The 25880-nt window shown below is 65.8% G+C and carries 22 protein-coding genes; 9 read left to right on the top strand and 13 right to left on the bottom strand.

The genetic code is table 11. The annotated features are described in order from the left end of the window. The first annotated feature begins 12 nt into the window (after window positions 1-12). The 4 genes from spoT (at window position 13) to TGR7_RS15960 (ending at window position 5447) form a co-directional block, all read left to right on the top strand. Complete coding sequence (gene spoT, locus TGR7_RS15975; RefSeq protein ID WP_012639716.1) at window positions 13-2181, top strand: bifunctional GTP diphosphokinase/guanosine-3',5'-bis pyrophosphate 3'-pyrophosphohydrolase; 2169 nt, start codon at window positions 13-15, stop codon at window positions 2179-2181. A 198-nt stretch (window positions 2182-2379) separates the two neighbouring features. Then, window positions 2380-2760, top strand: a complete 381-nt coding sequence (locus tag TGR7_RS15970; protein ID WP_012639715.1) for a RidA family protein — start codon at window positions 2380-2382, stop codon at window positions 2758-2760. Between the two features lie 194 nt (window positions 2761-2954). Beyond that, window positions 2955-5015 carry an ATP-dependent DNA helicase RecG gene (gene recG, locus TGR7_RS15965; protein WP_012639714.1) on the top strand — a complete coding sequence of 687 codons (2061 nt, stop codon included), beginning with the start codon at window positions 2955-2957 and terminating at the stop codon, window positions 5013-5015. Between the two features lie 147 nt (window positions 5016-5162). Next, window positions 5163-5447, top strand: a complete 285-nt coding sequence (locus tag TGR7_RS15960; protein WP_012639713.1) for a hypothetical protein — start codon at window positions 5163-5165, stop codon at window positions 5445-5447. 146 nt (window positions 5448-5593) lie between these two features. Here TGR7_RS15960 and TGR7_RS15955 read toward each other — a convergent pair whose 3' ends face one another. Then, window positions 5594-8860 carry an SNF2-related protein gene (locus TGR7_RS15955; protein ID WP_012639712.1) on the bottom strand — a complete coding sequence of 1089 codons (3267 nt, stop codon included), beginning with the start codon at window positions 8858-8860 and terminating at the stop codon, window positions 5594-5596. Window positions 8861-9002: 142 nt separating this feature from the next. Between TGR7_RS15955 and TGR7_RS15950 the strand changes: the two genes are divergently transcribed. Together TGR7_RS15950 and nfi are read left to right on the top strand one after the other, a co-directional pair. Continuing rightward, window positions 9003-9524, top strand: a complete 522-nt coding sequence (locus tag TGR7_RS15950) for a dihydrofolate reductase family protein (protein WP_012639711.1) — start codon at window positions 9003-9005, stop codon at window positions 9522-9524. Continuing rightward, window positions 9525-10247, top strand: coding sequence for a deoxyribonuclease V (gene nfi / locus TGR7_RS15945; protein ID WP_012639710.1), 723 nt, complete (start codon window positions 9525-9527; stop codon window positions 10245-10247). 86 nt (window positions 10248-10333) lie between these two features. On the opposite strand, the gene TGR7_RS17325 is transcribed toward nfi, so the two are convergent. Then, window positions 10334-12214, bottom strand: coding sequence for a pyruvate kinase (locus TGR7_RS17325; RefSeq protein ID WP_148211520.1), 1881 nt, complete (start codon window positions 12212-12214; stop codon window positions 10334-10336). Window positions 12215-12346: 132 nt separating this feature from the next. Here TGR7_RS17325 and TGR7_RS15935 point away from each other — a divergent pair, with 132 nt between their 5' ends. From TGR7_RS15935 to TGR7_RS15925, 3 genes are all read left to right on the top strand, one after another. Continuing rightward, entirely contained in the window at window positions 12347-13396 is a 1050-nt protein-coding gene (locus TGR7_RS15935) for a CHAD domain-containing protein (RefSeq protein WP_041443215.1), read from the top strand. Between the two features lie 130 nt (window positions 13397-13526). After that, window positions 13527-14339 (top strand): DNA-formamidopyrimidine glycosylase family protein, encoded by an 813-nt coding sequence (locus tag TGR7_RS15930; protein ID WP_012639707.1) that lies wholly within the window; start codon window positions 13527-13529, stop codon window positions 14337-14339. A 49-nt stretch (window positions 14340-14388) separates the two neighbouring features. Continuing rightward, window positions 14389-16272 carry a bifunctional diguanylate cyclase/phosphodiesterase gene (locus TGR7_RS15925; protein WP_012639706.1) on the top strand — a complete coding sequence of 628 codons (1884 nt, stop codon included), beginning with the start codon at window positions 14389-14391 and terminating at the stop codon, window positions 16270-16272. On the opposite strand, the gene TGR7_RS15920 is transcribed toward TGR7_RS15925, so the two are convergent. The 11 genes from TGR7_RS15920 to TGR7_RS15870 all read right to left on the bottom strand — a co-directional run bounded on the left by TGR7_RS15920 (window position 16253) and on the right by TGR7_RS15870 (window position 25678). Beyond that, complete coding sequence (locus TGR7_RS15920) at window positions 16253-18013, bottom strand: L-lactate permease (protein ID WP_012639705.1); 1761 nt, start codon at window positions 18011-18013, stop codon at window positions 16253-16255. The genes TGR7_RS15925 and TGR7_RS15920 overlap by 20 nt on opposite strands. Before the next feature lie 262 nt (window positions 18014-18275). After that, window positions 18276-18635, bottom strand: a complete 360-nt coding sequence (locus TGR7_RS15915; RefSeq protein WP_012639704.1) for a hypothetical protein — start codon at window positions 18633-18635, stop codon at window positions 18276-18278. Between the two features lie 14 nt (window positions 18636-18649). Then, window positions 18650-18958: a type II toxin-antitoxin system RelE/ParE family toxin gene (locus TGR7_RS15910; RefSeq protein ID WP_012639703.1), complete on the bottom strand. Its 309-nt coding sequence runs from the start codon at window positions 18956-18958 to the stop codon at window positions 18650-18652. After that, window positions 18946-19203 carry a type II toxin-antitoxin system Phd/YefM family antitoxin gene (locus TGR7_RS15905; RefSeq protein ID WP_012639702.1) on the bottom strand — a complete coding sequence of 86 codons (258 nt, stop codon included), beginning with the start codon at window positions 19201-19203 and terminating at the stop codon, window positions 18946-18948. The genes TGR7_RS15910 and TGR7_RS15905 overlap by 13 nt, the downstream gene beginning before the upstream one ends. A 45-nt stretch (window positions 19204-19248) precedes the next feature. After that, the gene (locus TGR7_RS15900) at window positions 19249-20040 is read right to left on the bottom strand and encodes a DODA-type extradiol aromatic ring-opening family dioxygenase (protein WP_012639701.1); all 792 of its coding nucleotides are present in this window, start codon (window positions 20038-20040) and stop codon (window positions 19249-19251) included. Between the two features lie 185 nt (window positions 20041-20225). After that, on the bottom strand, window positions 20226-20867 hold the full coding sequence (locus TGR7_RS15895) for a Vat family streptogramin A O-acetyltransferase (protein WP_012639700.1): 642 nt from the start codon (window positions 20865-20867) through the stop codon (window positions 20226-20228). Between the two features lie 570 nt (window positions 20868-21437). After that, window positions 21438-22322, bottom strand: coding sequence for a GIY-YIG nuclease family protein (locus tag TGR7_RS15890; RefSeq protein WP_012639699.1), 885 nt, complete (start codon window positions 22320-22322; stop codon window positions 21438-21440). 100 nt (window positions 22323-22422) lie between these two features. Continuing rightward, window positions 22423-22656 carry a hypothetical protein gene (locus TGR7_RS15885; RefSeq protein ID WP_012639698.1) on the bottom strand — a complete coding sequence of 78 codons (234 nt, stop codon included), beginning with the start codon at window positions 22654-22656 and terminating at the stop codon, window positions 22423-22425. 11 nt (window positions 22657-22667) lie between these two features. Then, the gene (locus TGR7_RS15880; protein ID WP_012639697.1) at window positions 22668-23342 is read right to left on the bottom strand and encodes a LutC/YkgG family protein; all 675 of its coding nucleotides are present in this window, start codon (window positions 23340-23342) and stop codon (window positions 22668-22670) included. Next, on the bottom strand, window positions 23339-24766 hold the full coding sequence (locus TGR7_RS15875; protein WP_012639696.1) for a LutB/LldF family L-lactate oxidation iron-sulfur protein: 1428 nt from the start codon (window positions 24764-24766) through the stop codon (window positions 23339-23341). Before TGR7_RS15875 ends, TGR7_RS15880 begins: the two co-directional genes overlap by 4 nt. Window positions 24767-24907: 141 nt before the next feature. Further along, entirely contained in the window at window positions 24908-25678 is a 771-nt protein-coding gene (locus TGR7_RS15870; protein WP_012639695.1) for a (Fe-S)-binding protein, read from the bottom strand. Between the last annotated feature and the right edge of the window lie 202 nt (window positions 25679-25880).

Raw genomic sequence — 25880 nt, 5'->3', positions numbered from 1 at the left:
GCACCGTCACCCATGGTGGAAACCGTTACAACCGTCCCCACCACAGGGATCGCATCCAAGGACAACACGCGATTCCTGGCCAGTGACCTGTGCGCGTACCTGGACAGCTACCTGGAGCCGCAGCAGGTCAGTGAGGTCTACAAGGCCTACCTGTTCGGCGCCGAGGCCCACGAGGGCCAGACCCGCCTCTCCGGCGAGCCCTACATCTACCATCCGCTGGCCGTGGCCAAGACCATGGCCGAGATGCGGATGGACCACAAGTCCATCATCGCCGCCATCCTCCATGACGTCATGGAGGACACCCACATCAGCAAGGAGCGCATCGTCACCGAGTTCGGCGAGGACGTGGCCGAGCTGGTGGATGGGGTCTCCAAGCTCACCCACCTGAAGTTCCGCTCCAAGGCCGAGGCCCAGGCGGAGAACTTCCGCAAGATGATGCTGGCCATCACCAAGGATCTGCGCGTGATCCTGGTGAAGCTGGCCGACCGCCTGCACAACATGCGCACCCTGGGCGTCATGCGCCCGGACAAGCGCCGGCGCATCGCCCGCGAGACCCTGGAGATCTACGCCCCCATCGCCCAGCGCCTGGGCATGAACGCCATCCGCCGTGAACTGGAACAGCTGGGCTTCGAGGCCATGTACCCGAACCGGTACAAGGTGCTGCAGGACGCGGTCAGCCGGGCCCGGGGCAATCGCAAGGAGGTGATGCAGAAGATCGAGGCGGCCATCTGCAATCGCATGGAGGACGCGCACATCGAGGCGCGCATCATCGGTCGGGAGAAGAACCTCTACAGCATCTACCGCAAGATGAAGCAGAAGCGCCTGCCGTTCAACGAGGTGTTCGACGTGTTCGCGGTGCGCATCGCGGTGGCCGACGTGGATACCTGCTACCGGGCCCTGGGCGTGGTGCACAACCTCTACAAACCGGTGCCCGGGCGCTTCAAGGACTACATCGCCATCCCCAAGGCCAACGGCTACCAGTCCCTGCACACGGTGCTGTTCGGTCCCCACGGCATCCCCATCGAGATCCAGATTCGCACCGAGGAGATGGACCAGGTGGCCGAGAGCGGCATCGCGGCCCACTGGCTGTACAAGGCAGGCGACCGGCATTCCGCCAGCGCCCAGGCCCGCGCCCGGGAGTGGCTCAAGGGGGTGCTGGAGATCCAGCAGAGCGCCGGCAACTCCATCGAGTTCCTGGAAAACGTCAAGGTGGATCTCTTCCCCGAAGAGGTCTACATCTTCACCCCCAAGGGCGAGATCATGGAGCTGCCCAAGGGGGCGACCGCCGTGGACTTCGCCTACGCGGTGCACTCCGACGTGGGTAACACCTGCGTGGCGGTGAAGATCGACCGGCGCCTGGCGCCCCTGTCCACCCAGCTGTTCAGCGGTCAGACCGTGGAGATCATCACCGCCCCCGGCGCCCGGCCCAACCCTGCCTGGCTGTCCTTCGTGGTCACCGGCAAGGCACGCACCAGTATTCGCCATTATCTCAAGAACCTGCAGGAAGACGAGGCCGCCAACCTGGGCCGTCGCCTGCTGGACAAGGCGCTTGCCGGTTACAGCCTGTCCCTTGACCAGGTGGCGCCCGAGCGAGTGGAGACCCTGCTGGCAGACCTGCAGCTCAAGGACCTCAATGCCCTGCTGGCAGACATCGGCCTGGGCAACCGCATGGCCGCCCTGGTGGCGCGGCGCCTGGGCGGTGCCGAGGAGGAGCCGGCGGAGCAGGCCGCCCCGGACCGTCCCCTGGCGGTCAAGGGCACCGAGGGCATGGTGTTGTCGTTTGCCCGCTGCTGCTATCCGATCCCCGGCGATCCCATCGTCGGCGTGATGAGCGCCGGCCGCGGCCTGGTGGTGCACCGGGAGGGATGCCGTAACGTGGCCGAGTACCGGGACAAACCGGACAAGTGGATCCCCGTGGAATGGTCCCCGGAGCCGGGGCTGGAATATCCCGCCGCCATCCGCGTGCAGACCGCCAACCAGCGCGGCGTGCTGGCGAGCCTCGCCGCGGTGATCGCCGACATGGGCTCGAACATCGAGAACGTCTCCTTCGACGAGCGCGATGGCTCCTCCACCACCATCACCTTCACCCTCTCCACCCAGGGTCGCCGTCACCTGGCCGGCATGATGCGCCGCATCCGGCGCCTGCCCCAGGTGATGAAGATCCAGCGCGCGCGTGGTTGATTCTCAATGGACAGGATGAACAGGTTTGTTCGTGACCTAACAAACAGATAAAGGAATGGACAGGATTGACATGATTAACCGGATTAAAGACCTTCAAGAAAAAATCCTGTAAATCATGTCAATCCTGTCAAAAGTTCTTTCGCTCTAATCCTGTTCATCCTGTCCATTCGCCTCTAGAGCAAAACAAAGGAGCCCAGCATGCCCCGCGAGATCATCCGCACCGACAAGGCCCCCCAGGCCATCGGCACCTACTCCCAGGCCGTGAAGGTGGGCAGCACCGTCTACCTGTCCGGGCAGATCCCGTTGGATCCCGCCACCATGGACCTGGTGGACGGCCCCATGGAGGCGCAGATCCGCCGGGTGTTCGACAACCTCCAGGCGGTGGCCGAGGCGGCCGGCGGCAGTCTCGCGGATGTGGCTAAGCTCAACATCTTCCTCACCGACCTCGCCCACTTCGCCCTGGTCAACCAGGTGATGTCCGAGTACTTCAGCGAACCCTACCCGGCCCGCGCCGCCATCGGTGTTGCCAGCCTGCCCAAGGGCGCGCAGGTGGAGATGGACGCCGTCCTCGAACTTTAAAGGCAGGGACAGGATGAACAGGATTTTTCAGGATTGAACGATCAGCATATAGGACTGGACAGGATTGACATGATTGACCGGATTAAAGGCCTTCAAGAAAAAATCCTGTAAATCATGTCAATCCTGTCAAAATTTCTTTTGCCCTTATCCTGTTCATCCTGTCCATTGGTTTTCCCGGTAAGGACACCGAACCAATGACCGAACCCGTCACCGTCCTCAAGGGCGTCGGCCCGAAGCTGGCCGAAAAGCTCGCCAAGATCGGCATCCGCACGGTAACGGACCTGCTGTTTCACCTGCCCCTGCGTTACCAGGACCGCACCCGGGTCATGCCCATGGGCAGCCTGCGCCCGGGTGACGAGGGCGTGGTGGAAGGGGTCGTGGATCACGCGGAGGTGGTGTTCCGCGGCCGGCGCATGCTGCTGGTGCGCCTGAGTGACGGCACCGGGTCCATCACCCTGCGCTTCTTTCATTTTTCCGCCGCGCAGCAGCAGGGGCTGGTGCGTGGCCTGCGCCTGCGCTGTTTCGGCGAGGCCCGGCGCGGGCAGGCGGGTCTCGAGATCGTTCACCCGGAGTACCGGGCGGTGCTGGATGAATCCGCCAGCGTGGACGACACCCTCACCCCCATCTATCCCACCACCGAGGGCCTGCATCAGCTGAGTCTGCGCCGCCTCACCGACGAGGCCCTGGCGCGTCTGGACAGGCTACCGGACTGGCTGCCGCCGGGGGTGCTGAACGGGGCAGGTCTGCCGGATCTGGAGACCGCGCTTCGCACGGTGCATCGTCCGCCGCCGGATGTACCGGTCGCCGCGCTCCTCGACGGACGGCATCCCGCCCAGCGCCGTCTTGCCTTCGAGGAACTGGTGGCCCATCACCTGAGCCTGGCGCGACTGCGCGCGCGCACCACGGACGAGCCGGCATCCCCTATCAAGGTCAAAGGCGAACTGTTCGCGCAACTGCAGGCACGGCTGCCTTTCGCCCTCACCGGCGCCCAGCAGCGGGTGATCGCGGAACTGAGCACCGACATGGCGCGTCCCCATCCCATGCTGCGCCTGGTGCAGGGCGACGTGGGCGCCGGCAAGACCCTGGTGGCCGTGGCCGCCTGCCTGCACGCGGTGGAGGCAGGCTACCAGGCGGCGGTGATGGCGCCCACGGAGATCCTGGCGGAGCAGCACTTTCACAACTTCGGCGACCTGCTGGCGCCTCTGGGCGTGAACGTGGCGTGGCTGTCCGGCAAGCTCACCGTCAGGGCGCGCCGCGAGGCGCTTGCCGAAGTGGCCGAGGGGCGTGCCCGGGTGGCCGTGGGCACCCATGCCCTGTTCCAGGAGGACGTGGCGTTCGACGACCTGGCCCTGGTGGTGATCGACGAACAGCACCGCTTCGGCGTGCACCAGCGCATGGCGCTCAGGGAAAAGGGCAACCGGGACGGCCGTCTGCCTCACCAGCTGATCATGACCGCCACGCCCATCCCCCGCACCCTCGCCATGACCGCCTACGCGGACCTGGACTACTCGGTGATCGACGAGTTGCCGCCGGGACGCACGCCCATCAGGACCGTGGCGGTGAGCGACAAGCGCCGCCACGAAGTGGTCGAGCGCATCAGCGGCGCGGTGGCCGAGGGCCGCCAGGCCTACTGGGTGTGCACGCTGATCGAGGAGTCCGAGGCCCTGCAGGCCCAGGCGGCGGAGGACACCTTCGCGCAACTGACCGAGGCCCTGCCCCATGTGAACGTGGGTCTGGTGCACGGGCGCATGAAACCCAGGGACAAGGAGTCGGTGATGGCCCGTTTCAAGGCCGGCGAGATCCAGCTGCTGGTGGCCACCACGGTGATCGAGGTGGGCGTGGACGTGCCCAACGCCTCGCTGATGATCATCGAGAATGCCGAGCGCCTGGGCCTGGCCCAGCTGCACCAGCTGCGCGGCCGGGTAGGGCGGGGCACGGCGGAGAGCTCCTGCGTGTTGCTCTACCGTCCGCCGCTCTCCGACACCGCCCGCAAGCGACTGGATGCCCTGCGTGCCACCACCGACGGTTTCGAGATCGCACGCATCGACCTGGAACTGCGCGGCCCCGGCGAGGTGCTCGGCACCCGCCAGACCGGCGACATGCAGTTTCGCATTGCCGATCTGCTGCGCGACCAGGACCTGCTGGATGCGGTGAAAGACGCTGCCGGCCGGTTGATGCAGGCCTGTCCGGAGAACGTGGAGCCGCTCATCGCCCGCTGGTTGAGCGGCGCGGAGGAGTATGGGAGGGTAGGTTAGAAGTGGCTAGTGGCAAGTCTCAAGTGGCGAGGAGAATGCGATGTTTGCAGTAGGAGGCCCGACCCCGGGCCGAATGTGGGCAATGCCAGTGACCCACGCCGGTGCGTGCAGGCCTGACCCGGGGTGCTGGTGATGGCGCAATCCTGGATGACACGCGTGCCGTGGCCGCTGCTGCGCCTGGCCGCCATCATCACCGTGGTGCTGGTCACGGGCCTCGCGGGGCTTGAGCCGGGGGTGCGCACGGCGGGTGGGCTGCTGATCCTGTTTGCCGTGATCCAGCGCTTGAGGCGCTATGCCGGCAGTGCCTCCAGCTGCGAGGTGTCAGGGCAGTTGCCGGTGGGGCCGGCGTTGTTTTTGTTGATGGCGCAGATCGGCCTGGGAATCCTCCTGTTGGTCAGGCCCGGGTGGATCATGGCCGTGTTGGGGGTGTAACCGGGAAAAGAACCATGACACAAGGTCATGGTGTTCCCACGCTTGGATTGTCTCCTTCCAGGATAACGATCCCGTAGGTCGGCCTGAAGGCCGACAGCCGCAGCCAATCAGACTCCGCTTGTCGGCCTGAAGGCCGACCTACGGGATCAGCCGGGTTTAGCGTCTTGAGTGACGCCGATGACGCAGGCGGCCAGACGTGCTTCGAGCCGACCTGCCAGGGGGAGGTCTTTGAACGCGGCCTCCAGGGTGGCTGCATCCAGGGCATCCTCGGCTTGCAGGTCCTGGCGGATATCCTTGAGCAGCAGGGGCCGGGCCCGTTTGCGCTCGGCCAGTCGCCGGTACCACACAGGCCGGATCAGGTCCAGCCAGCGCTCCGCCAGGGCGTCCCAATCGGGCATCTGCTCGGGGTCCGGGGCGCGCAGGGTCACCAGCAGGGCGTTCACCACCCGGCGCATCCGCGGGTCATGGCTTTGCCGGGCATGTGCCTCCAGCACTCTTTGCATCTCGTCCAGTGCACAACGCTTGCGCCTCGGCAGGGTCTCCCGTTCGGCGTGTTGCAGGTCCTGGAAGAAATCGCTCAGCTGGGTCTGCACGGCATCGTCCAGGGGCAGGGTCTCGGTTGCGGGTCCCAGCAGGCGTCGCAGGTGGCCGGCGACCCGGTGCAGATCCGTGTCCAGTGCGGGTTTGGTCCGGCCTGCGCGCCGACGTAGCAGGATCCACTTGGGCGCACGGTCTCCGTCGCCGGCGAGGCAGAAAAAGGCAAAGGGCTCCGCCGCGTGCACGGCTGCGATGCGGGTCTGTGCCGTGGCCTTCCGCCCACGGAATTCGTCGCGCACGGTCTCGGAGACCAGGGCCTTGGGGCCTTCCAACAGGTCGCGCACCGGCTGGAAGGCGTCGCGAATGCCGTCCCAGGGATCCGCGTCGACCTGTTCCTCGAACTCCCGGATCAATTCCTCGGTACGCACCGCGCCGTGGCCCTTGCCCAGCATCTCCTCGGGCAGGGGCAGGTTGGAGCCCAGCAGGTTCTCCACCGTTTCGAATCGCTCGATGAAGCGCTCGTCGGAACTCAGGGCGAAGCTGGAGGCATCGTCGGGCCACCAGGCGTCGATGGCCTCGTGAGGGCTGTCCATGCGATCCACGCGACCTACCCGTTGCTCGGCGATGCGCACCACGCTGGGCATGTCCAGGTGCACGATGGTGCTGGCCTGTTGCAGGTTCACGCCTTCGGAAAGGCTGTCGGAGCACAGGGCTACCACCCGCTGATGGGCGGAGCCGGGGCGCAGCACCTCGGCGATCTCGCTCCGGTCGGAGCCGCTGTCGCCGGTGGCCAGCAGCACGCGGGCGTCGCTCTCCTGAGTCAGCAGGCTGCGGATGACCGCCAGGGTGATGGGGCGGCTGTCGAAGGCGAGCACCAGGTGGTGGTCGGATAACAGCCGGGTCAGCAACGCCGCCTTGGCCCGTTCGCGTCCATCGGTGAGACGGGTGAGTGCCGACCACATGGCCTCGTAGAGTGCGGCTTCCTCGTCGCAGGCCTGGGCATGGGCTTCAGGGTCGCAGAGCCAGTCCGGCAGGGGGATGCCCAGACGGTTTTCGGGGATCTGCCCGCGGATCTCCCGGAGCTTGCCCAGTACGTCTCCGGTAGGCGGTTTGTTGAACTGCCCTGTGAGCCCGAAGTATTCCAGGGCAAAGGCTGTGCCCTTGAGATGTTCCGCCAGGGCAGCGCGGGAGGAACGCAGCGCCGCACTCACCACGTAGGCGGGGAGCATGTGGGCGGATTTCAGGCGGCTGTCCAGATAACGGGCCGTATCCCAGTGTTCCCGCTTGAGTACCGCCGGCATCTCGATGGCGCCGCGCAGATAGAGCAGGCCCCGAAGTTTTCCCGCCAGGGCGCGTATCTCACCGGCCAGGGCCTGGTCGGCGGCAGGCTCGTTCAAGGGGTAGATGTGTGAATGGTGCCGGGGGTAGCGGCAGGGTTTGCCGCGAGCGTCCCGGTAGGCCTCGGGATCCCGGTCCACCAGGGCGTTGAGTTCCCGCTTCGTGCGCCGAACCGTGAAACGCTCCAGTTCCTGGCGCAGGGCCGAGAGTTCACCGGGCGTCAGGCTGCGGTCCAGGCGACGGCTGCGCAGCAAGCCCTCGAACATGGTGAGCGTCTCCGGGGCCAGATTGTCGGCGCCCAGAGTGTCGGCGATACGCAGCAGGTCGATCACGCTGCGGTTGATGGGGGTGGCGGTGAAAAGCAGTGTGTGGTCCGCCATGTTGGAGAGCACCATGCGGGTGCGCCGCGACCCCAGGTTGAGAAAGTTGTGGGCCTCATCCACCGCCAGTACCTGTGCGCGCCGCAGGGCGTCCTCCACCTGTTCACCGGCGTTGCCTGCGGCCCGGGACAACACGCCGTGGGAGAGTGTCTCCAGGGGAAGATCACAGAGCCGCGCCTCCCGTTCCCAGGCATGCCGCACCGCCGGCGGGCAGACCATCAGCGGGCGTCCCTTGCGCATGCGCCCGCTGCCCCAGATGCGGTCCATGGCGGCGCGGATCAGGTGCGCGCCCATGCGGGTCTTACCGGAACCCGTGGCGTCGGCAACCAGCACGCTGCCCACGTTCTCCATGAGCCACAGGGCCTCGGCGATGCCCTGGATCTGGGAGGGCCAGAGACCCGCGTCCTCAAGTCGTAGGGAGCCCAGGTAGTTGCGTGCCCACTCGCCGTCTAGCAGTTCCGCGCAGGCCCGGGCGAGCGCCTCCTGCCAGCCGACCACCGCCAGCAGGCGGTGCAGTAGGGCGAGCAGTTCATCTCCGTATGGCAGGCCCTCGTCCCAGAAATTCTCTGCGATGCGACGGGCCTCGTAAAAGCGACGGGGTTCCGCCGCCGTGTAACGCACGTTGGCCTCCAGCTGATGGCGCAGACCCGAGTCCGTGAAGTTGCTGGAGCCGAGCGTAACACCCGCATCGCCGCAGTAGATCTTGGCGTGCAGCCGCTTGCGGCTGCCGCCCAGGTATCGGGCCTCGACCCGGCCTGCCTCGATGAGTCCGATGGCGTGGATCAGCGATGCGCTGGCTTCCACCGAGACACCCCGTGACAGCCAGTAGTCCCGGACCTCACCGGGAAAGTCGGTGTATTGCAGGGTGAAGCGTTCCCGGCCCGTCACGTGGGGTTCGACACCGAACAGCAAGCGCACGGGCCCTTGCTCGGGTTTCAGATCCGCCAGCAGGCGCAGGATGCGCTCCAGCGATGCATAACCGCTGACGATTAGCGGGTTTTGGGATGTGCGCAGATCCTCCAGTACCACCTCGCCGACCGTATGGCCGGGGCGGTTGCAGGGGAAGCGCGCATGTTCCGGCCAGGCATCGGCGGGCCCTTCCGCTGACGGGGAGAACAGATCGATCTGCTCGTTGTCGGGGTGTTCGGGCTGGCTCATGATGGACACTATACCGCCGGAACAGGAGTCCAGGCGGCCTGTGCGAGCGTCGTCTCCTACAAAGGCAGGCGCCAAGATAGATCGGACTTCAGCCCGACCTGCGTAAGCTGTCTGGTTGGGCGTCCTTGGGTGACTTCATATCATGAGAGCAAGCGTATTCATCGCCACCAGCCTGGACGGCTTCATCGCCCGCGAGGATGGCGGCATCGACTGGCTCCCCGCCTTCGGGAAGGAGGACTACGGTTACCAGGCGTTCTTTGATTCGGTGGATGTGCTGGTCATGGGGCGCAACACCTATGAACTGGCGCGCGGCTTCGGCGCCTGGCCCTACGGGGACACGCCGGTGGTGGTGCTGAGCCATCGTGGCGTTGAGATCCCGCCGGATCTCGCGGCCACGGTGGAGTGCCTGGCCGCGCCGCCCGGCGAGGTGCTGGAGAGGCTCGCGGCACGGGGGCTGCGGCATGCGTACATCGACGGCGGCAAGACCATTCAGGGCTTTCTGTCTGAAGGGCTCATCGATGAACTGACCCTCACCCGGGTGCCGGTGCTGCTCGGCCGCGGCATTCCGCTGTTCGGCCCCCTGGCGGGTGATGTGTATCTCGAGCACCTTGAGACCCGGTCCTACCCGGACGGGCTGGTGCAGAGCCGTTACCGGATCGCCTGAGTGAGGCTCCGCCACGCCCATGCCTGGAAGCTGACGCCGGCCGAGGCGCGGGCGGTACAGGCACGTCTCGCGCCGCTGGTCGTGCGGGAGGACAGGCTGGGCCCGCTCAAACGGGTGGCCGGCGTGGACGTGGGTTTCGAGGACAGCGGCCAGATCACCCGGGCGGTGGTGTCGGTACTCTCCTGGCCGGACCTCGTGCCCGTGGAGGATGCGGTGGCACGCCGGCCCACGAGCTTTCCCTACGTGCCGGGGCTGCTCTCGTTTCGCGAACTGCCGGCGGTGCTGGAGGCGTTGGAACGATTATCCGCGCTTCCCGACCTGCTGCTGTGCGACGGCCAGGGCATCGCCCATCCCCGCCGGCTCGGCATCGCCGCCCACCTGGGCGTGCTCACGGACCTGCCCGCCATCGGTGTGGGCAAGACCCGCCTGATCGGCGCGCACGACGAGGTGCCTTCGGCGCGGGGCGCCTGGAGTGCGCTGCGGGATGGGGATGAGGTGATCGGCGCGGTGCTGCGCACCCGCGCGGGCGTGAAGCCGGTGTACGTCTCCATCGGCCACCGGGTGTCGCTGGAGACCACCGTCGAGCTGGTGCTGCAGGCGGCGCCCCGCTACCGGCTGCCGGAGCCGATCCGGCGTGCTGACCAGTTGGCCTCTCGGCGAAAGGCTTTTGCCGCAGAGACGCAGGGGCGCAGAAAAAACATTGGACAGGATTTACAGGATTAACAGGAGAGATCAAAGGCGTTCAATCTGTTCGAATCCTGTCCAGTCCTTTGAGATCGCCTTGCCCCGGCGTCTTCGCGTAGATGGAATCATTCCTGGTCCTGATCGATCCCCGCCAGGCGCAACGCCCGCAGCCGCGAGGTCTTCTTGCGCTGGTGTTCCTGCATGCGGCGCAGGATGCCGTCCAGGGTGTGCACGGCATCCACGATGTAGGGCCCCTTGTTGAGCATGACGCACTCGGCGCGCCCGGACATGGCGGCATCGGTCATCTCCGGGCGCGTGACCACGCCCTTCTTGGCCAGGGTCTCCAGCACCTGGGTGGCCCAGATCACCGGCACGTGGGCCGCCTCGCACAGCCACAGGAGTTCCTCCTGGATCTCCGCCATGCGCTCGCCGCCGATCTCCACGGCCAGGTCGCCCCGGGCGATCATGATGCCCAGGGGGTGGCGGCCGATGGTGCTCAGGATGATGTCGGGCAGGTGAGCCAGGGCGCGTTGGGTCTCGATCTTGGCCACAATGCCGAGCCGGGAGGCGCCCCGCTCCGAGAGGGCCTGGATCAGCGCCTGCATGTCCTCGCGGGTCTCGACGAAGGAGTAGCCCACCAGGTCGGCATGGGCGGCGACGAAGTCCAGGTCTTCCAGGTCCCTGGCGGTGAGCGGTGGCAGGCCGAGGTCCGCGCCGGGGAAATTGAGCCCCTTGTCCGCCTGCAGGCGCACACCCTGGGGCCGGCAGTGGGTGATGCTGAGGTGCACCCCTTCGGCATCGACCGCCTCCACCACGCCGCCCAGCTTGCCATCGTCGATCCACACGGCCTGGCCCGCGGTGAGACGCTCCAGGGCCTGGGGCGTGGTGCAGCTCACGTGGGCCGGCGCGATCACATGGCCCTGGGCGTCCAGGCGTGCCGGTTCGCCGGGGATGGCCTCGCGGGTCAGGCTCAGGCGATCACCGCGATGCAGGCGGATCTCCACCGGGCAAAGCAGGAAACCACCGGGCGGGATGTCCCGGGCCAGCGCATGCCAGAGGCCGTCCTCCGCCATGCGCTCTGCGCTCAGGCGGGTGTCGGGGTTCAGATAGCAGGTCGCCTCGCACTGGGCCAGCAGGCCATCGGCCGTGTTCTGCGTCACCTGCAGGCTGCGTCGTTTGCCCCGGGTGTCCCGGAAACGCAGGCGGTCCCCGGGTTGCAGCCGGGCGAGCACCGCGGCAGGCAGGGCGAGTCGGGGCAGGGCGGCGTCACTCCCCGGGGCACTGGTATCGGCCACCAGTGCCAGGGTGGCCGGGGCAAGGACCCGGCCCAGAGCGTCCCGGACCGGACGCAGGTGCAGCACCGGCGGTGCCGGTGCCAGCGTCCCGGTGCGCAGCTTGTGGCCGGCCAGGTCCATCTGGATGCGACAGGGCCGACCGCTGGCCTCGGACGCCTCGCGCACATGACGGATCATGCGGCTCCAGGCCTCGGGGTCGTCATGTGCGCAGTTGATCCGTGCGACATCCATGCCCGTGGCCACCAGCCGCTGCACCAGGCCGGGTTCACGGGCGGCCTCTGTGGGCAGGGTCACCATGATGCGCACATCCCGACCGGTCGGCGGCGGGCCGAACAGGCTTCGCGCATGTTCGGCCAGGCACTTCGGCCCGGACTCGAAGTCGGACGTCGGGCGATCGGCGTCATCGCCGCCGCGGGCCGTGAGCACTTCCAGCACCCGGATCACCTGGTCCAGGGCGGTCATCACGTGGGACTCGCTGCGCCCCAGGGAAGACAGGCCGAGCCGGGTCAGGCCGCTCTGCAAGGGGCGCAGGTCCACGGTGCGCAGGGCCAGGTAGTGGGCCAGGTTCACGGCGCTGGGCGGCGGGCCCTCGGGAAAATCCCGCGCGAAACGGGACAGGCGGGCAGCGGCGTGCCGGGTGATCCGGGTACGCAGCGCCAACAGGGCGTCGAGAAGACGGCCGGCCTCCTCGGTCTGAAGCGGGGTGCTCATGGCCTGAGTGGATACCATGGGATGATGACGCTTTTGTGACAAATCGCGGCACGTTGTCATCATTTTGTTGGTTGCCAGGTCCTGGCCATGACGGTAATGTCACGCGATGATGACCCGATCCCGGAAAGCACCATGACTTCCCCCCTGGCAACCCAGCCGGTGACCCTCGCGGTCCGGCAACTGGCCGCCGGCCATCTCGAGGCCGCCGCGGCCGCCTGCCGGCGCCTCAAGGATCCGGCCGACACCGAGGCCCTGCACGACTTCCGGGTCGCCCTGCGCCGCCTGCGCAGCCTGACCCGCGCCTACAAGCCCTACATTCGCGACTGTCTGCCCAAGAAGCTGCGCCGCCGGGTGAAGGACCTGGCCGCGGGCACGGGCATCGCCCGGGACACGGAGGTGCAGCTGGCCTGGCTCAACGACCAGCGCGGCCAGGCCCGTTCCCACGAGCGCCCCGGCTACATGTGGATCATCCGCCGCCTGGAGGCGCGCCTGGACGAGGAGTACCAGGACATCCGCGAGAACCTGCCCGGGCGCTTCGAGCGCCTGCACGAGCGCATCGCCACCCGCCTGGCCCTGGACTACGACGACAGCTCACCGTCTCTGGGCGAGGTGGCGGCGGACCTGCTGCTGGAGACCGGCGAGGAATTTCGCGCCCACCTGGAGCTGGTGCACGGCCAGGCGGACGAGGACGAGATCCACCAGGCGCGCATCACTGCCAAGCGCCTGCGCTACCTGCTGGAGCCCCTGGCCCCGGAGCTGGACAACGGCCAGGACCTGGTCAGGGAACTGAAGGCCCTGCAGGACATCATGGGCGAGATCCACGACACCCAGGTGCTGGGCGCGGAGCTGTCCCAGGCGGCCGAGGAGGCCGGCGCCGCGCGCATGAAGCGGCTGATCGACCTGAGCCTGCGCCTGCCCCACGACGACCCCCAGGTGGAGGCCGCCCGGCGCAGTGACGAGCGCCCGGGCCTGGTGAGCCTGGCCCGTGACCTGCAGGAGCGGGAGCAGGACCTGATCAACCGGCTGCTGGGGCGCATGGGCGAGGGGGATCTCACCCGGTTCCTGCAGCATCTGCAGGTGGCGGCGGAGCAGCTCCGCCGCCTGGTGGCGCCGGAGCCCGAGAGCGATGCCGAGGCAGATGCGGATGCCCCTCCGAACCCGGAGACCTATCCCGGCGACTGAGCGACACGCAGGGCGGATAAGCGCAGCGCACCCGCCACGCCTGAAGTTCACATGCCGGATGCGGCCGCGCCTTATCCGGTCTACCTGCCCATGAGCTTGCAGTTCTCCCGCCGCCGGGCACACTGATGCCATGCCCGAAGGCGATACCCTCCACAAGCTGGCCAAGGCCCTGCAACCCCGATTGCAGGGGCAGGCCATTCGGCTGACCCGCCTGCGGGGCGTGCCGCCGCGCACCCCCCTGCCCGAGGGACGGGTCGAGTCCGTGACCGCCGAGGGCAAGCACCTGCTGATCCGCTTCACCGGCGAGGAGGGCGGCGCACAGGTGCTGCGTACCCACCTGGGCCTGTGGGGGGGCTGGCACCAGTACGCGCCGGGCGAGCCCTGGCGCAAGCCCGCCCGCCAGGCCTGGGTCGTGCTTCAGGCCGACGACGCGGTGTTCGTGTGCTTCAACGCCCGGGAGGTGGAGGTGATGTCCGCCGGGGGCGTGCGGCGCCGGGGGCTGACGGCCCGACTGGGTCCCGACCTGCTCGGCGCCGATGTGGACCTGGCGGCCCTGCCCGCCCGGGCCCGGGAGATCCTGCCCGGTGAGGCGCCCCTGGTGGACGTGCTGCTGGACCAGCGCGTCGCGTCCGGGATCGGCAACGTCTACAAGTCCGAGCTGTTGTTCCTGCTCGGGCTCGCGCCCCTGACGCCGCTCGAGGCCGTGAGCGACGAGACCCTGGTCGCGGCCTATGCCCTGGCCCGGGATCTGCTCTCCCGCAATCTCGGCTACGGACCGCGTACCACCCGCTTCGAGGCGGACGGACACGGCCGCCTCTGGGTCTACGGTCGCCGGGATGTGCACTGCCTGAAATGCGCATCCGCCATCCGCTATGCCCGGCTGGGCCGGGATCAGCGCGGCACCTACTGGTGCCCGAACTGTCAGGGAAATGCGGGCATATAACTTGCTGACCTTCTCTGTGGCGTCTGTATCTTCGCCGAGAGGCCCCATCATGGTGCATTCACACCCCAGCGCGTCCGATGACGGTGCGGGCGAGTCCCCGGACCGCCTGTTCGACCAGCTCGTCGGCACCCTGGGCGAGCTGTCGCGCCAGCTGGACTTCTCCGTGTTCTTCGAGCGCGCCGCCCGGGCGGCGGCGGACCTGCTGGGTGCCGACGGCGCCGCCCTGATCGTGCTGGACGGCAGCTGCCACCTGCAGTACCGCTTCTTCATCGGCCTGCCGCCCCAGTACGAGGCCCGCTACCGCAATCACCGCTTTCCCGCGCATATGGGCACCTCGGGCCAGGCGCTGCGCAGCGGCCGGCCGGTGTTCTGCCAGGACTACGCCGCCAGTGACCAGGCCATGCCCGAGTACGTGGCCGCGGGCCTGAAGTCCAATCTGGTGGTGCCGGTGTTCGCCGGCGACATGCCGGTGGGTGTGCTGGCCATCTCCTGGTTCAGCCATCGCGCGCCCGAGTCCCTGGAACGCCGGCGCGTGGCGATGGTGGAGGTCCTGGCCGGGCTCATCGGCACGGCATTTCATCGCCTGCGCCTGGAGCAGGAGCTGGAGACCCGCGCCCTCTATGACGCCCTCACCGGTCTGCCCAACCGCAGCAAGCTGTTCGCACGCCTGGAGCATGCCCTGTACCAGTCACGCCAGGCGGAGCGTCTCACGGCGGTGATGGTCATGGACCTGGACGGCTTCAAGCAGGTCAACGACCGTCTCGGTCACCAGGTGGGCGACCGGTTGCTGCAGGACGTGGCCGGGCGCCTGCGGGACGTGGTGCGCCGTTCCGACATGGTGGCGCGCCTGGGCGGTGACGAGTTCGTGGTGCTGGTGGAGAACTGTGCCAGCGTGGCGGAGATCGAGCACGTGGCCGGGCGCCTGGTCACGGCGCTCAATTTCGGCGTCGGCATGGGCGGCAACCTGGCGCTGCGCATCACCGCCAGCGTGGGCATCACGGTCTATCCCTTCGACGATGCCGCGCCCGAGGCCCTGCTGAGCCACGCCGACGCTGCCATGTACGAGGTCAAGAAGACCGGCGGCCAGCGCTATGGCTACTTCGACGCCCAGTTGCACCGGCGCATCCACGACCGCCAGCACATTGAGCTGGAGGTACGCAGGGGTCTGGAGGAGGGCGAGTTCAGGCTGGTGTTCCAGCCGGTGGTGGATGCCCAGACCGGCCGGGCGGTGGGTGCCGAGGCCCTGGTGCGCTGGGCGCATCCCGAGCAGGGCCTGCTGGGGCCGGGACAGTTCCTGCCCCAGATCGATGGCACCGCCGTCAGCGCCCGCCTGGGCGCCTGGGTGCTGCGCCATGCGGTGGCGACGCTGGCGGACTGGGAGCGGCGCGGCCTGGGACTGTGGCTGAGCGTAAACGTGGACGGCCATGAGCTGGAAGGACACGGCTTCGCCTCGCGCCTGCGGGAGATGCTGCGCGAGCATCCCGACTGCGACCCGTCGCGGCTGAAGATCGAGATCGTGGAGAGCACGGTCATCAACGACTTCGACAAGGTGGGCCGGCTCATCGAGGAACTGGCGGAGCTGGGCGTGCGCTTCGTGCTGGACGACTTCGGCACCGGCTACGCCTCCATCGCCTACCTGCGCCGCCTGCACATCCAGGCCATCAAGATCGACCGGGGTTTCGTCGCCGCCATGGAGGATCCCGGCGAACGCGCCCTGGTGGGTTCCCTGATCCAGATCGCATCCACCCTGTTCGTGGAATGCGTGGCGGAGGGGGTGGAGACCGCCGAGCAGCGCGCCACCCTGCTGGGCATGGGCTGCCGGCTGCTGCAGGGTTATTACCTGGCCAGGCCCATGTCCGCCGATGACTTCCTGGACTGGCTGGCCGGCGGGCACCGTCTGCGCCTGGTGCCGGTCAGCGATGCGCCCGGTTGAAGCGCATCAGTATCAGCATGAGCACCATCACCGCCAGCCACACCGCGTACCAGCCATTGAGTCCGCCGCTGATCAGCGCCATGCCCAGGGGTCCCGCCGCCAGCACGTAGTAGCCCATGGGGATCAGCGCCTTGCGGATCAGGTCCCCCTCGCGTCCGATCAGGCCCACGGTGGCCGAGGCCGCCACCACGTTGTGCACGCAGATCATGTTGCCCGCCGCGCCGCCGACGGCCTGCAGGGCCACCACCACCGCCGCGCCCCGTGCGTCCAGCCCGATGCTCTCGGCGGTGGCGAACTGGAACAGGGCGAACATCATGTTGCTGATGGTGTTGGAGCCGGCCACGAAGGCGCCGAGCGCCCCGATCAGCGGCGAGAACAACGGCCAGAATTCCCCCGAGGCCAGGGATACCCCTTCCGCCAGCACCAGGGGCATGCTGGCGTAGGGCGAGGCCTGCCCGGACTGGATGAACACCTGCACCATGGGCACGGCGAACAGCAGCGCCGCGCTGGCCGAAAGGATCGTGCGCCCCGACTGGCGCCAGGCGCGGGCATAGGCGCCCGGCTCCCGGTCCATGCGGTGCAAGGCGTAGGTGAGCAGCGAGACCACCAGCAGCACGAAGCCCGGCAGGTACAGGGGCTGCGACGAGGTGGTCACGCTGGTGCCGAAGATGTTGGGCCAGGACAGGGTGAGCGCGGATGAGCGCAGCAGTTCGCTCACCGGATCCACGGCCCGGGTGATCACCAGCAGCACCGCCACCAGCAGGTAGGGGATCCAGGCCTGGATCAGGGTCACGGGTGCGCCGTTGCGCACCGGGTCGGGCAGGTCCTGCAGCGCGCTCACCCACTCCGGTTGCCAGCGGGCGCGGGGCTCGAAATCGAACACCTGCTTCGGCACCAGGAAGCCGCGCCTCGCCGCCGGCACCACGATCATGAGTCCGATCAGGCCGCCCACCAGGGAGGGAAACTCCGGCCCCAGCCAGGCGGCCACGGCAAGATACGGCAGGGTGAAGGCGGCGGCGGCAAAGAGGGCGAAGGGCCAGGCGGCCAGCCCCTCGCGGAAGGAGCGCGCAGCGCCGAAGAAGCGGGTCAGCATGCCGATCATGATCAGCGGGATCAGGAAGCCGATGAGGGTGTGCAGGAGCGCCACGTTGAAGGCGATCTCGTAGAGGTAGTCCGGGAAGAAGGGCACGTCGATGTGGCTCTCCACCATGGCCTGCCCGGACAGCCCCGTGTTCACCCCCACCAGGATGGGCGTGCCCACGGCGCCGAAGGAGACCGGCGTGGACTGGATGATCAGGGCCGAGAGCACCGCCGCCATGGCGGGAAAGCCGATGGCCACCAGCAGGGGCGCGGCGATGGCCGCCGGGGTGCCGAAGCCCGAGGCCCCCTCGATCAGGGAACCGAACAGCCAGGCCACGATGATGGCCTGCACGCGCCGGTCCGGGGAGATGTCCATGAAGCCCCGGCGGATGGCGATGATCGCCCCGGACTCGCGCAAGGTGTAGAGCAGCAGGATGGCGCCGAACACGATGAACAGGATGTTGAGCGCCGTCACCACCCCGTGCACCGTGGCCGCCGCCACCACGATCCAGTCCGTGCCCCAGGCAAGCAGTGCGATCAGCGCCGTGACCCCGTAGGCCAGGGGCATGGCCCGGGACGCGGGCCAGCGCAGGATCACCAGGAACAGGAACACGGTGATGACCGGGGTGAGGGCGAGTGTGAACAGCACGGGCAGGGTCATGGCAGATCCGGGGTCACGATGTCCCTTCAGGATGCCGAAGAGAGCATGACAGGTAAAACCGCGATAGAACTCAGCGAAGGGTCTAGCCCGCATATCTCACCACCCTTCTACTGCGGCCGCCGATCTGCTCGCTGTGACGGGGCGTGCTCCCTCCAGCCGGCTTGACGTAGTGTCGGCTACGCCAGCGCCGTCTTGCGGTCCGCGCGCCCCGTCACAGCGGCATCTCGACGCCCTCGCTACGAACGGTGATGAGATATGCGGGCTAGGGCTTGGCGAGGCTGCCGAGATAGCGGGAGAACTCCATCTCCACGATCTCGCCCTTCAGCGCGCGCCCGAGCAGGGCGAGGAACGAGGCCTCCTCGTCCTCCGGGTCGTCGGGGATCACGAAGCGCGCGCCAGAGCGCAGCCGGATGCGAATGCCGTTGACTAGTGCATCGGTCTCCTGCTCGGAGATCAGGTACAGCGGGCATTCCTCGAAGGCGGCGATCTCGTCGACGTTGAGATAGAACTCCCGGGCATCGAAGCGATCCGTGGCATGGCAGCGGGCAGGCTGACTCTTTCCGAAGTGCTCGTCGGCGGCGTGCTCGATTTCCTGCAGGGGGAAGATGCGGATGAAGGACATGGAGTCGGCGGCGGTCAGTTGTTGGGATCTGTGAGCGCGGATAGATCGAGCAGACGCTCGGCGCGCATCACGTGGAGTATGAAGATGCGATCGCCGTCCTGTCGATAAAAGATCCGGCAAGGAGGCTCGATGATCTGGCGGTAACGCCATCCCTTCAGTTCCGGCGGCTTTGTGCCCAGTCTCGGGTGATCAGCCAGCAAGGCGACATGATCGAAGACCTTGCGTACGAGAGTCCTGGCCGCCTCGGGGTTGTCGAGGGCGATGTAGTCCGCGATCGCATCCAGGTCACTGAGGGCGGGTTCAGTCCAGATCACTTCAGCCATCGGGCCATGCGCTTCCTTGCCTGTGCCTGGGTCACGGTGCGCCCATCTTCGACCGCCATCTCGCCCCGTGCGATGCCTTCCAGCAGGTGCATCCTGCGCTGTAAGGCCTCGTAGCTTTGAACATCCACCAGGTATGCGCTGGGCACCCCATGTTGCGTGATGAGGATCGGCTCCTTGCTCTGCTCAAGTTCATTGAGCAGTTCGGTAGCCCTGCGTTTGAGGGTGGTGACGAGTTCGGTGCGCATGTTGTGATACTAAAGTGATACTTTCAGCGATTCAAGCCGGGCGGGTCACCAAAGCAAACCCACCGCGCGTCGCCCCATGACCTCCCCGTCGAACACCACCTCCGCCGGGCGGTCCGCCGCCATGCCGTGGCACACGTGAAGCGGCAGCAGGTGTTCCTCCCGGGGATGACAGAACCGTGCCCCCGGCGCCTGTGACCATTTGACCAGGCGCTGTGAACGTTCGTCACCCGACAGGCCCGGCGCGGTGCAGGTCTCCACGAGCCAGTCGTGAAAGGCCTGCTCATCGTGTTTGTCACCGAAGCCTGGATCCATCAGTGCACGCATGTTGTGGAAGGACAAGCCCGAGCCGACCACCAGCAGGTTTACATGCAGCAGGGACGAGAGCGCCCTGCCTAGTGCGATGTGGGCGGCGGGGTCCAGACCCTTGACCAGGGAGAGCTGGATGCAGGGGATATACGCCCCCCGATACATGAGCATGAGGGGGATGAACAGGCCGTGATCGAAACCCCGCTCATCGTCCTGCCGGCATTCGATGCCGTGGCCAGAAAGCGACGCGCATACGCGATCCGCCAGGAGGGGATCGCCCGGAGCCGGGTACTGGATCTGGTAGGTCTCCTCCGGGAAACCGTAGTAGTCGTAGATGAGCGCAGGACTGGGACCGGAGGTCACGGTCGGAATGTCCGTTTCCCAATGGGCGCTGATCACCAGAATGGCGTCCGGCCTGCCGAGCCGTTCCGGGATGTGGCGCAGGAACGCGGTCAGTTGCGCATGGCCGGGATCATCCATGAGTGGCAGCGGTCCACCGCCGTGGGGGAGATAGAGGATGTTTGCTGGCATCGATGTCGGCCCTTATCTGGATGAAGAACGAAAAACCCATTCTCTCGCGGAGGCGCAGAGGCGCTGGGAAATGCTTGTAGTATAAAAAGCGGTCTTCTTGGCGACTTTGCGTCTTGGCGAGATTTCAAGGTTTTAACTTGATGCCTTTCCCAGCGTCTCCGCGCCTCTGCGAGAGAACAGGGTTTTCAGGGAATCTGCGCACAGTCGAGCAGCGCATCCACATCGCCCGCCATGATCTGCGCCAGATGCCGGGTGATCTTCTCCACCGGCCAGTCCCACCAGGCGATGGCCTCCAGGGTTTCGATCTCTTCGTCGGTGAAACGCTGGCGGATCACCTTTGCCGGGTTGCCGCCGACGATGCTGTAGGCGGGCACGTCCTTCGTCACCACGGAGCGGGCCGAGATCACCGCGCCGTTGCCGATCTGTACGCCGGGCATGATCAGCGCCTCGTAGCCGATCCAGACGTCGTTGCCGATCACCGTGTCACCCTTGTAGGGAAACTCCTCCTCGGCGGGCGCGAATGATTCCCAGCCGTTGGCGAAGATCTGGAACGGATAGGTGGAGATCCCGGAGAGCTTGTGATTGGCGCCGTTCATGATGAACTTCACGCCCCGCGCGATGGCGCAGAACCGGCCAATGATCAGCTTGTCGCCGACGAAGGGGAAGTGGTAGAGGACGTTGCGTTCGAAATTCTCCGAGTCCTCTGGGTCATCGTAGTAGGTGTAGTCCCCGATGATGATGTTCGGGTTGCTGACGGTGTTCTTGACGAAGCACACCTGGGGGAAGCCTTCCATGGGGTGCGTGTTGTCTGGGCTTGGACCGGTCATGGGTGTGACTGTTCTCCTGAATCGGATCTTGACGATCGCGCTGGTCGTGGAGGTGTCTGGATTTCGGGCTGACCAGGCTCCTTCGCATTGTAGAGATAGAGGAGCGTCTGTTTGAGAACCCAAAAGAGTGCTGATCCCCTTTGTATCTGTTAATGAACGCCAACGATCATCACATTATTTCCGCGTTTCTCTAACTCAACGACAAGTGTTTCGCCTGGCGCCTTATCGAGGTAGTACGTTTCGGGCGTCTTAACAAAGCGCCGATGGTAGCTTGTGCCTGGACTGGATAACACCTCGCCGGCAGCATCCTTGCACCAGATGATCAAGGCCCCGACTTTGTCAAACTGTACGGTGTAAGGGCCTTCGCATTCGCCTCGCCTGGAAGGTGTCTCATGGTACAGAGTAAATCTGTCACCAGTGTTATTCAGCCTCTTGGCGGCGGCCTCTATGTCGTAAGCAAGGCGAGTTGCTGCATCGGTAAACAGGCCGCAACCAAGCATCAATAACGATGCCGCCAATAAGGCAACTCTAAGTGCATTTCGCGCGGAAACATGAAGGGCGCTGACCCCTTTAGCTCTTCTCTTGTAACTGCTTGAGAGGAATCCCATCCTGATTAACCCATGCAGTTAAGCCGTTTGCGCTGCCGCCATGAATGGTTGCGGCAGCAGAACTCGGGCTTGTGAATTCGATGTCTTTAACAAAGACGTAAGCACCGTCTTTCTCAATAAGCGCGCCGTCCTCAATAAGCTTCTTACGTTGCGCTAAAACGCTTGGCCATTTCTGGGCGGAGGCGCGCTCCTCCAGAACAGCCTGGGAACCTTTGAGCACAACAATCCCATTAGGCGTCAAATAGCCGGTTGCAGTTAGCCCCTTGATGTTGCAGTTAAGGAAATCCGTTGTTTGTTTTCCATGTACTGTGGATGAGGATTTGTCCAGAAATGCCTCTACCCCAAGAACCGGAAGCACCTGTTGCATTTTTTCAAGAAATATTTCCATATCTTCACGGTCTGACTCTGGTAGCCTTGCGCCACTGCTTTGGCTGTTCATCACAATAGATCGTTCTGTAGAGCGCGCAATATCAATCAATCGACCTTCCAGGTACTTAATGTGCGCCTTGGTCAGGTTCTCATCCTTGGTGACAAAGAACGTGATGTTATTCCAGAAGTCTCTGGATAGATGAGATTTCACGCGATCCTTGATGCATTCCGCTTCGCCAATATAAATCGCGCTCTTATTGGTCTCTGGGTCAGTGCCAGACAGGAAGTAAACACCTGACCCTTGTGACTCCTCGCGCTCCAATACCTTATCGAATTCACTCCGAGGTCCAGAAACAGCTTTCCCGGTCCAATTTGAGAGTTCGGCAGTGCGCAACCTTTTGGGGTCGCCGTATGCAAGAAATATTTTAAGAGTTGCTGTTGGCACGCATTCTTCCTGGTAGTGGACGGTTTGGGGCATCCACAATCCAGAATTATGGATGCCCAAAACCGTTGTCATATGTCGAGCGAGAATGACCGAATCATCGTCTTAGAGCCGGGCTATTGGCGATCTTCTCGTCTTATGTCGCCTTGCTATTGGCCACTGCGTAGGCATCCAGAAGTCGGCGAATCATTATCTGATATTGAGTATCGTGTTTGCTTGCCTCGCGCTTGAAGAATTCCACGGTTTCGCGGGTCAGGGCGATAGTTACCTCCACAGTGTCTTCTTTGAAGACCAGTTCCTCGGGTGACGGTAGTACATCCGGGATAACCTTGACCGGGCCAATGGGTTCATCGGTGTATTTGGTTTTCACGCTCAAAGGATCTAGGCAACCCGTGGTGAATTGATGAGCAGCACATGCAGGCTCCTCGGCCCATGGGCCCCCAACTGGATGGTCTGCTCCACATCAGCGGTGCGGGAGGGGCCGGTGATCAGGTTCACCGTGCGCGGCCAGTCGGCATCCCGGGTGCGGATGCGGGCCCAGGCATCCTCGATGTGACTCAGCACGTCCGCGGCATCGAGGACCACCAGGTGATGATCCGGCAGGAAGTTGAGCGTCGTGGGGTTTTCGGGGCCGGAGAGCAGGACCAGGGTGCCGGTCTCGGCGATGGCGCAGAAGGCGCGGCTGACGCACAGCAGTTCCTCGCCGTGGCTGCGGCCGAAGCGGGGTTCCAGGCCGGTGGCGGACCAGTCGAGCTCCTGCAGTGACGGGGCGACGGCGATGGGGCCCGTGACCTGTCGGCTGGCGTGGTAGGTCGCTACGGCGCCGGGGATGTAGGCCTCATCGTGCAGGGTCTGCAGTGTGCCGGCGATGGCCTCCAGGCGTTCACGGAATAGCGCGGCGAGTGGCGTGTCGGGCAGGCGTGGGCGCAGTGGCTTGTCCGGATTGAGCGTGCCGTCCAGGCGGGCGTCCAGGGCCTCTCTGGATTCGCGGGGCAAGGTGCCTCGACCGAGGCCTGTGCGAATCCTGGCGAGGATCTTGTCTCGGGCGGCGCTCATGGTTTTTTCTCCCGGCGTCGCCAGGCGTCCATGAAGGTCTCGCCCTGGGGGACGGGCAGCACGCGGCCACCCTTGAACCAGTGACCAGCCAAGGGCATGGCCTTGAGCCGTCCGGTTTTGCCGGAAAGCCACTTGAGCGCGCGCGCCTGCCATCGGGTGATGCCGTGATAAAGCCCCGGGCGCCGGGCGAGCCAGGACCAGAGGCCCAGGGCCCAGCGGGCGCGGCGGGTGCCGATCTGGTGCTGGAACTGCCGGTGGCGCAGGGTGCGCAGCAGGTCGGGCAGGGGGATGCGTACCGGACAGACCTCGGCGCAGCGGCCGTTAAGGGTGCAGGCGTTGGGCAGGTCTTTGGCCTCGCGCAGGCCGAGGGTCAGGGGGGTGAGCACCGAGCCCATGGGGCCGGGGTAGACCCAGCCGTAGGCGTGGCCGCCGATGGCGCCGTACACGGGGCAGTGGTTCATGCAGGCGCCGCAGCGGATGCAGCGCAGCATCTCGCGGAACTCGTCCCTGAGCATGGCGCTGCGACCGTTGTCCACCAGCACCACGTGGTATTCCGCGGGGCCGTCGGGATCGCCCGCCCGGCGCGGGCCGGTGGAGAGGGTGGTGTAGCTGGTGATCTGTTGACCGGTGGCGCTGCGTGCCAGCAGCCTCAGCAGGGTGGTGGCGTCGTCGAGGGTGGGCACCACCTTCTCGATGCCGGCGGTGACGATGTGCACCCGGGGCAGGGTGTTGGTGAGATCGCCGTTGCCCTCGTTGGTGACGATGATGTTGGAGCCAGTCTCGGCGATGAGGAAGTTGGCGCCGGTGATGCCCACGTCCGCGTCCAGGTACTTCTGGCGCAGTACCTGGCGGGCCTCGTTGACGATGTCGGGGATCTCGGTGAGCCGCTTCGTCAGTCCGTACTTGGCGTGGTGTTCATGGAACAGGTCCGAGATCTGGCCCTTGGTCTTGTGCACGGCCGGCGCGATGATGTGGCTGGGCGGTTCGCCGGCCAGCTGGATGATGTATTCGCCCAGATCCGTCTCCACCACCTCCATGCCCGCCGCTTCCAGGGCGGCGTTCACGCCCATTTCCTCGCCCACCATGGACTTGCCCTTGGTGACGCTTGTCGCGCCCGCCTTGCTGCAGATCTCCACCACGATGCGCTGGGCGTCCTCGGCGTTCTCCGCCCAGTGCACCTGCCCGCCCTGGCGGATGACCGCCTGCTCGTAACGTTCCAGGTAGTGGTCCAGGTGTTCCAGGGTGTGGTTCTTGATCGCCACGGCCCGGTCGCGCAACTGCTCGTATTCGGGCAGGGCGTCGAAGGCCAGCCGGCGCTTGAGCACGAAGCCGTCCTTGGCACGGCCGAGCGCCGTGCGCAGGGTCTCGTCGTGGAGGGCCTCCACGGCGCGGGTCTGGAATTCGTGACTTCGGGTGGTGTGCATGAAATACCTTTTTAGCCACAGAGGTCACAGAGATAAGCCAGAAAGAACGACATGCGATCAGAACTCGATGTCGTCAGTTCCCGCGTTCTGACTTGGCCTTCACCTCTGTGTCCTCTGTGCCCTCTGTGGCAAATCGCCTTTTCATTCTTTCTCCGGATCTCCCAGCCCCGGCTGGTCCGTCATCCCGGCCAGCACCTCGGCGGCATGGCGTACCTTCACGGGGCTGCCGGTGGCCTTGAGGCGGCCGGCGATGTTGAGCAGGCAGCCGAGATCGCCGCCCAGCACGGTGCTGGCGCCGGTGGCGGTGATGTTGCTCGCCTTGTCATCCACCATGCGCCCGGAGATCTCCGGGTACTTCACGCAGAAGGTGCCGCCGAAACCGCAGCAGACCTCCGCGTCGGGCATCTCTTCCAGCGTCAGACCGTCGACGCTGGCAAGGAGCGTGCGCGGCTGCTGCTTGATGCCCAGCTGGCGCAGGCCGGAGCAGCTGTCGTGGTAGGTCACTGTCTCGGGATAGCTGGCGGAAATGGTTTGGACACCGCATACATCGGTGAGGAAACTCATGAGCTCATGGGTCCTGTCCGCGAATGCCTGGGCGCGGGTCTTCCAGTCCGGCTCGGTGTCGAACAGGCGCGGGAAGTACTGGATCATGCCGGCACAGGAGCCGGAGGGCAGCACGGTGTAGTCGTAGCCCTCGAAGGCCTCGATGACCTGTCGGGCGAGGGCGGCGGCGCTGGCGTTGTCGCCGCTGTTGTAGGCGGGCTGGCCGCAGCAGGTCTGGGTCCCGGGCACCGACACCTGGCAGCCGGCATCCTCCAGCAGCTTCACGGCGGCAAACCCCACCGCGGGCCGGTACAGGTCCACCAGGCAGGTGACGAACAGCGCGACGCGCGGTTTGGGGGATGGTGTCATGGGCCCATATTAGGCCTTGGGGCATACCGAATAAACCTGGTTAAAAGGCATTCAACGCAAAGGCGCTAAGACGCAAAGGAACGCTATAAATCTTCTGGATAAAAAACCCCTTGCGATCTTTGCGTCTTCGCGCCTTTGCGTTGGGCTTTTGGGGATTCGCCAGTCAGGCAAAGAAAACGCCCCACGAGGGGGCGTCAGGGTT

It is taken from the genome of Thioalkalivibrio sulfidiphilus HL-EbGr7 (assembly GCF_000021985.1).
Taxonomy (GTDB): Bacteria; Pseudomonadota; Gammaproteobacteria; order Ectothiorhodospirales; family Ectothiorhodospiraceae; genus Thioalkalivibrio_A; species Thioalkalivibrio_A sulfidiphilus.
The sequence above is the reverse complement of the archived record's forward strand: the minus strand, read 5'-3'. Positions and strand labels throughout refer to the sequence as shown.

Excerpts from the sequence above, each read along its gene's own strand:
- spoT (WP_012639716.1), top strand. The coding sequence starts at position 13 with ATGGTGGAAACCGTTACAACCGTCCCCACCACAGGGATCGCATCCAAG.
- TGR7_RS15970 (WP_012639715.1), top strand. The coding sequence starts at position 2,380 with ATGCCCCGCGAGATCATCCGCACCGACAAGGCCCCCCAGGCCATCGGC.
- recG (WP_012639714.1), top strand. The coding sequence starts at position 2,955 with ATGACCGAACCCGTCACCGTCCTCAAGGGCGTCGGCCCGAAGCTGGCC.
- TGR7_RS15960 (WP_012639713.1), top strand. The coding sequence starts at position 5,163 with ATGACACGCGTGCCGTGGCCGCTGCTGCGCCTGGCCGCCATCATCACC.
- TGR7_RS15955 (WP_012639712.1), bottom strand. The coding sequence starts at position 8,860 with ATGAGCCAGCCCGAACACCCCGACAACGAGCAGATCGATCTGTTCTCC.
- TGR7_RS15950 (WP_012639711.1), top strand. The coding sequence starts at position 9,003 with ATGAGAGCAAGCGTATTCATCGCCACCAGCCTGGACGGCTTCATCGCC.
- TGR7_RS17325 (WP_148211520.1), bottom strand. The coding sequence starts at position 12,214 with ATGAGCACCCCGCTTCAGACCGAGGAGGCCGGCCGTCTTCTCGACGCC.
- TGR7_RS15935 (WP_041443215.1), top strand. The coding sequence starts at position 12,347 with ATGACTTCCCCCCTGGCAACCCAGCCGGTGACCCTCGCGGTCCGGCAA.
- TGR7_RS15930 (WP_012639707.1), top strand. The coding sequence starts at position 13,527 with ATGCCCGAAGGCGATACCCTCCACAAGCTGGCCAAGGCCCTGCAACCC.
- TGR7_RS15925 (WP_012639706.1), top strand. The coding sequence starts at position 14,389 with ATGGTGCATTCACACCCCAGCGCGTCCGATGACGGTGCGGGCGAGTCC.
- TGR7_RS15920 (WP_012639705.1), bottom strand. The coding sequence starts at position 18,013 with ATGACCCTGCCCGTGCTGTTCACACTCGCCCTCACCCCGGTCATCACC.
- TGR7_RS15915 (WP_012639704.1), bottom strand. The coding sequence starts at position 18,635 with ATGTCCTTCATCCGCATCTTCCCCCTGCAGGAAATCGAGCACGCCGCC.
- TGR7_RS15910 (WP_012639703.1), bottom strand. The coding sequence starts at position 18,958 with ATGGCTGAAGTGATCTGGACTGAACCCGCCCTCAGTGACCTGGATGCG.
- TGR7_RS15905 (WP_012639702.1), bottom strand. The coding sequence starts at position 19,203 with ATGCGCACCGAACTCGTCACCACCCTCAAACGCAGGGCTACCGAACTG.
- TGR7_RS15900 (WP_012639701.1), bottom strand. The coding sequence starts at position 20,040 with ATGCCAGCAAACATCCTCTATCTCCCCCACGGCGGTGGACCGCTGCCA.
- TGR7_RS15895 (WP_012639700.1), bottom strand. The coding sequence starts at position 20,867 with ATGACCGGTCCAAGCCCAGACAACACGCACCCCATGGAAGGCTTCCCC.
- TGR7_RS15890 (WP_012639699.1), bottom strand. The coding sequence starts at position 22,322 with ATGCCCCAAACCGTCCACTACCAGGAAGAATGCGTGCCAACAGCAACT.
- TGR7_RS15880 (WP_012639697.1), bottom strand. The coding sequence starts at position 23,342 with ATGAGCGCCGCCCGAGACAAGATCCTCGCCAGGATTCGCACAGGCCTC.
- TGR7_RS15875 (WP_012639696.1), bottom strand. The coding sequence starts at position 24,766 with ATGCACACCACCCGAAGTCACGAATTCCAGACCCGCGCCGTGGAGGCC.
- TGR7_RS15870 (WP_012639695.1), bottom strand. The coding sequence starts at position 25,678 with ATGACACCATCCCCCAAACCGCGCGTCGCGCTGTTCGTCACCTGCCTG.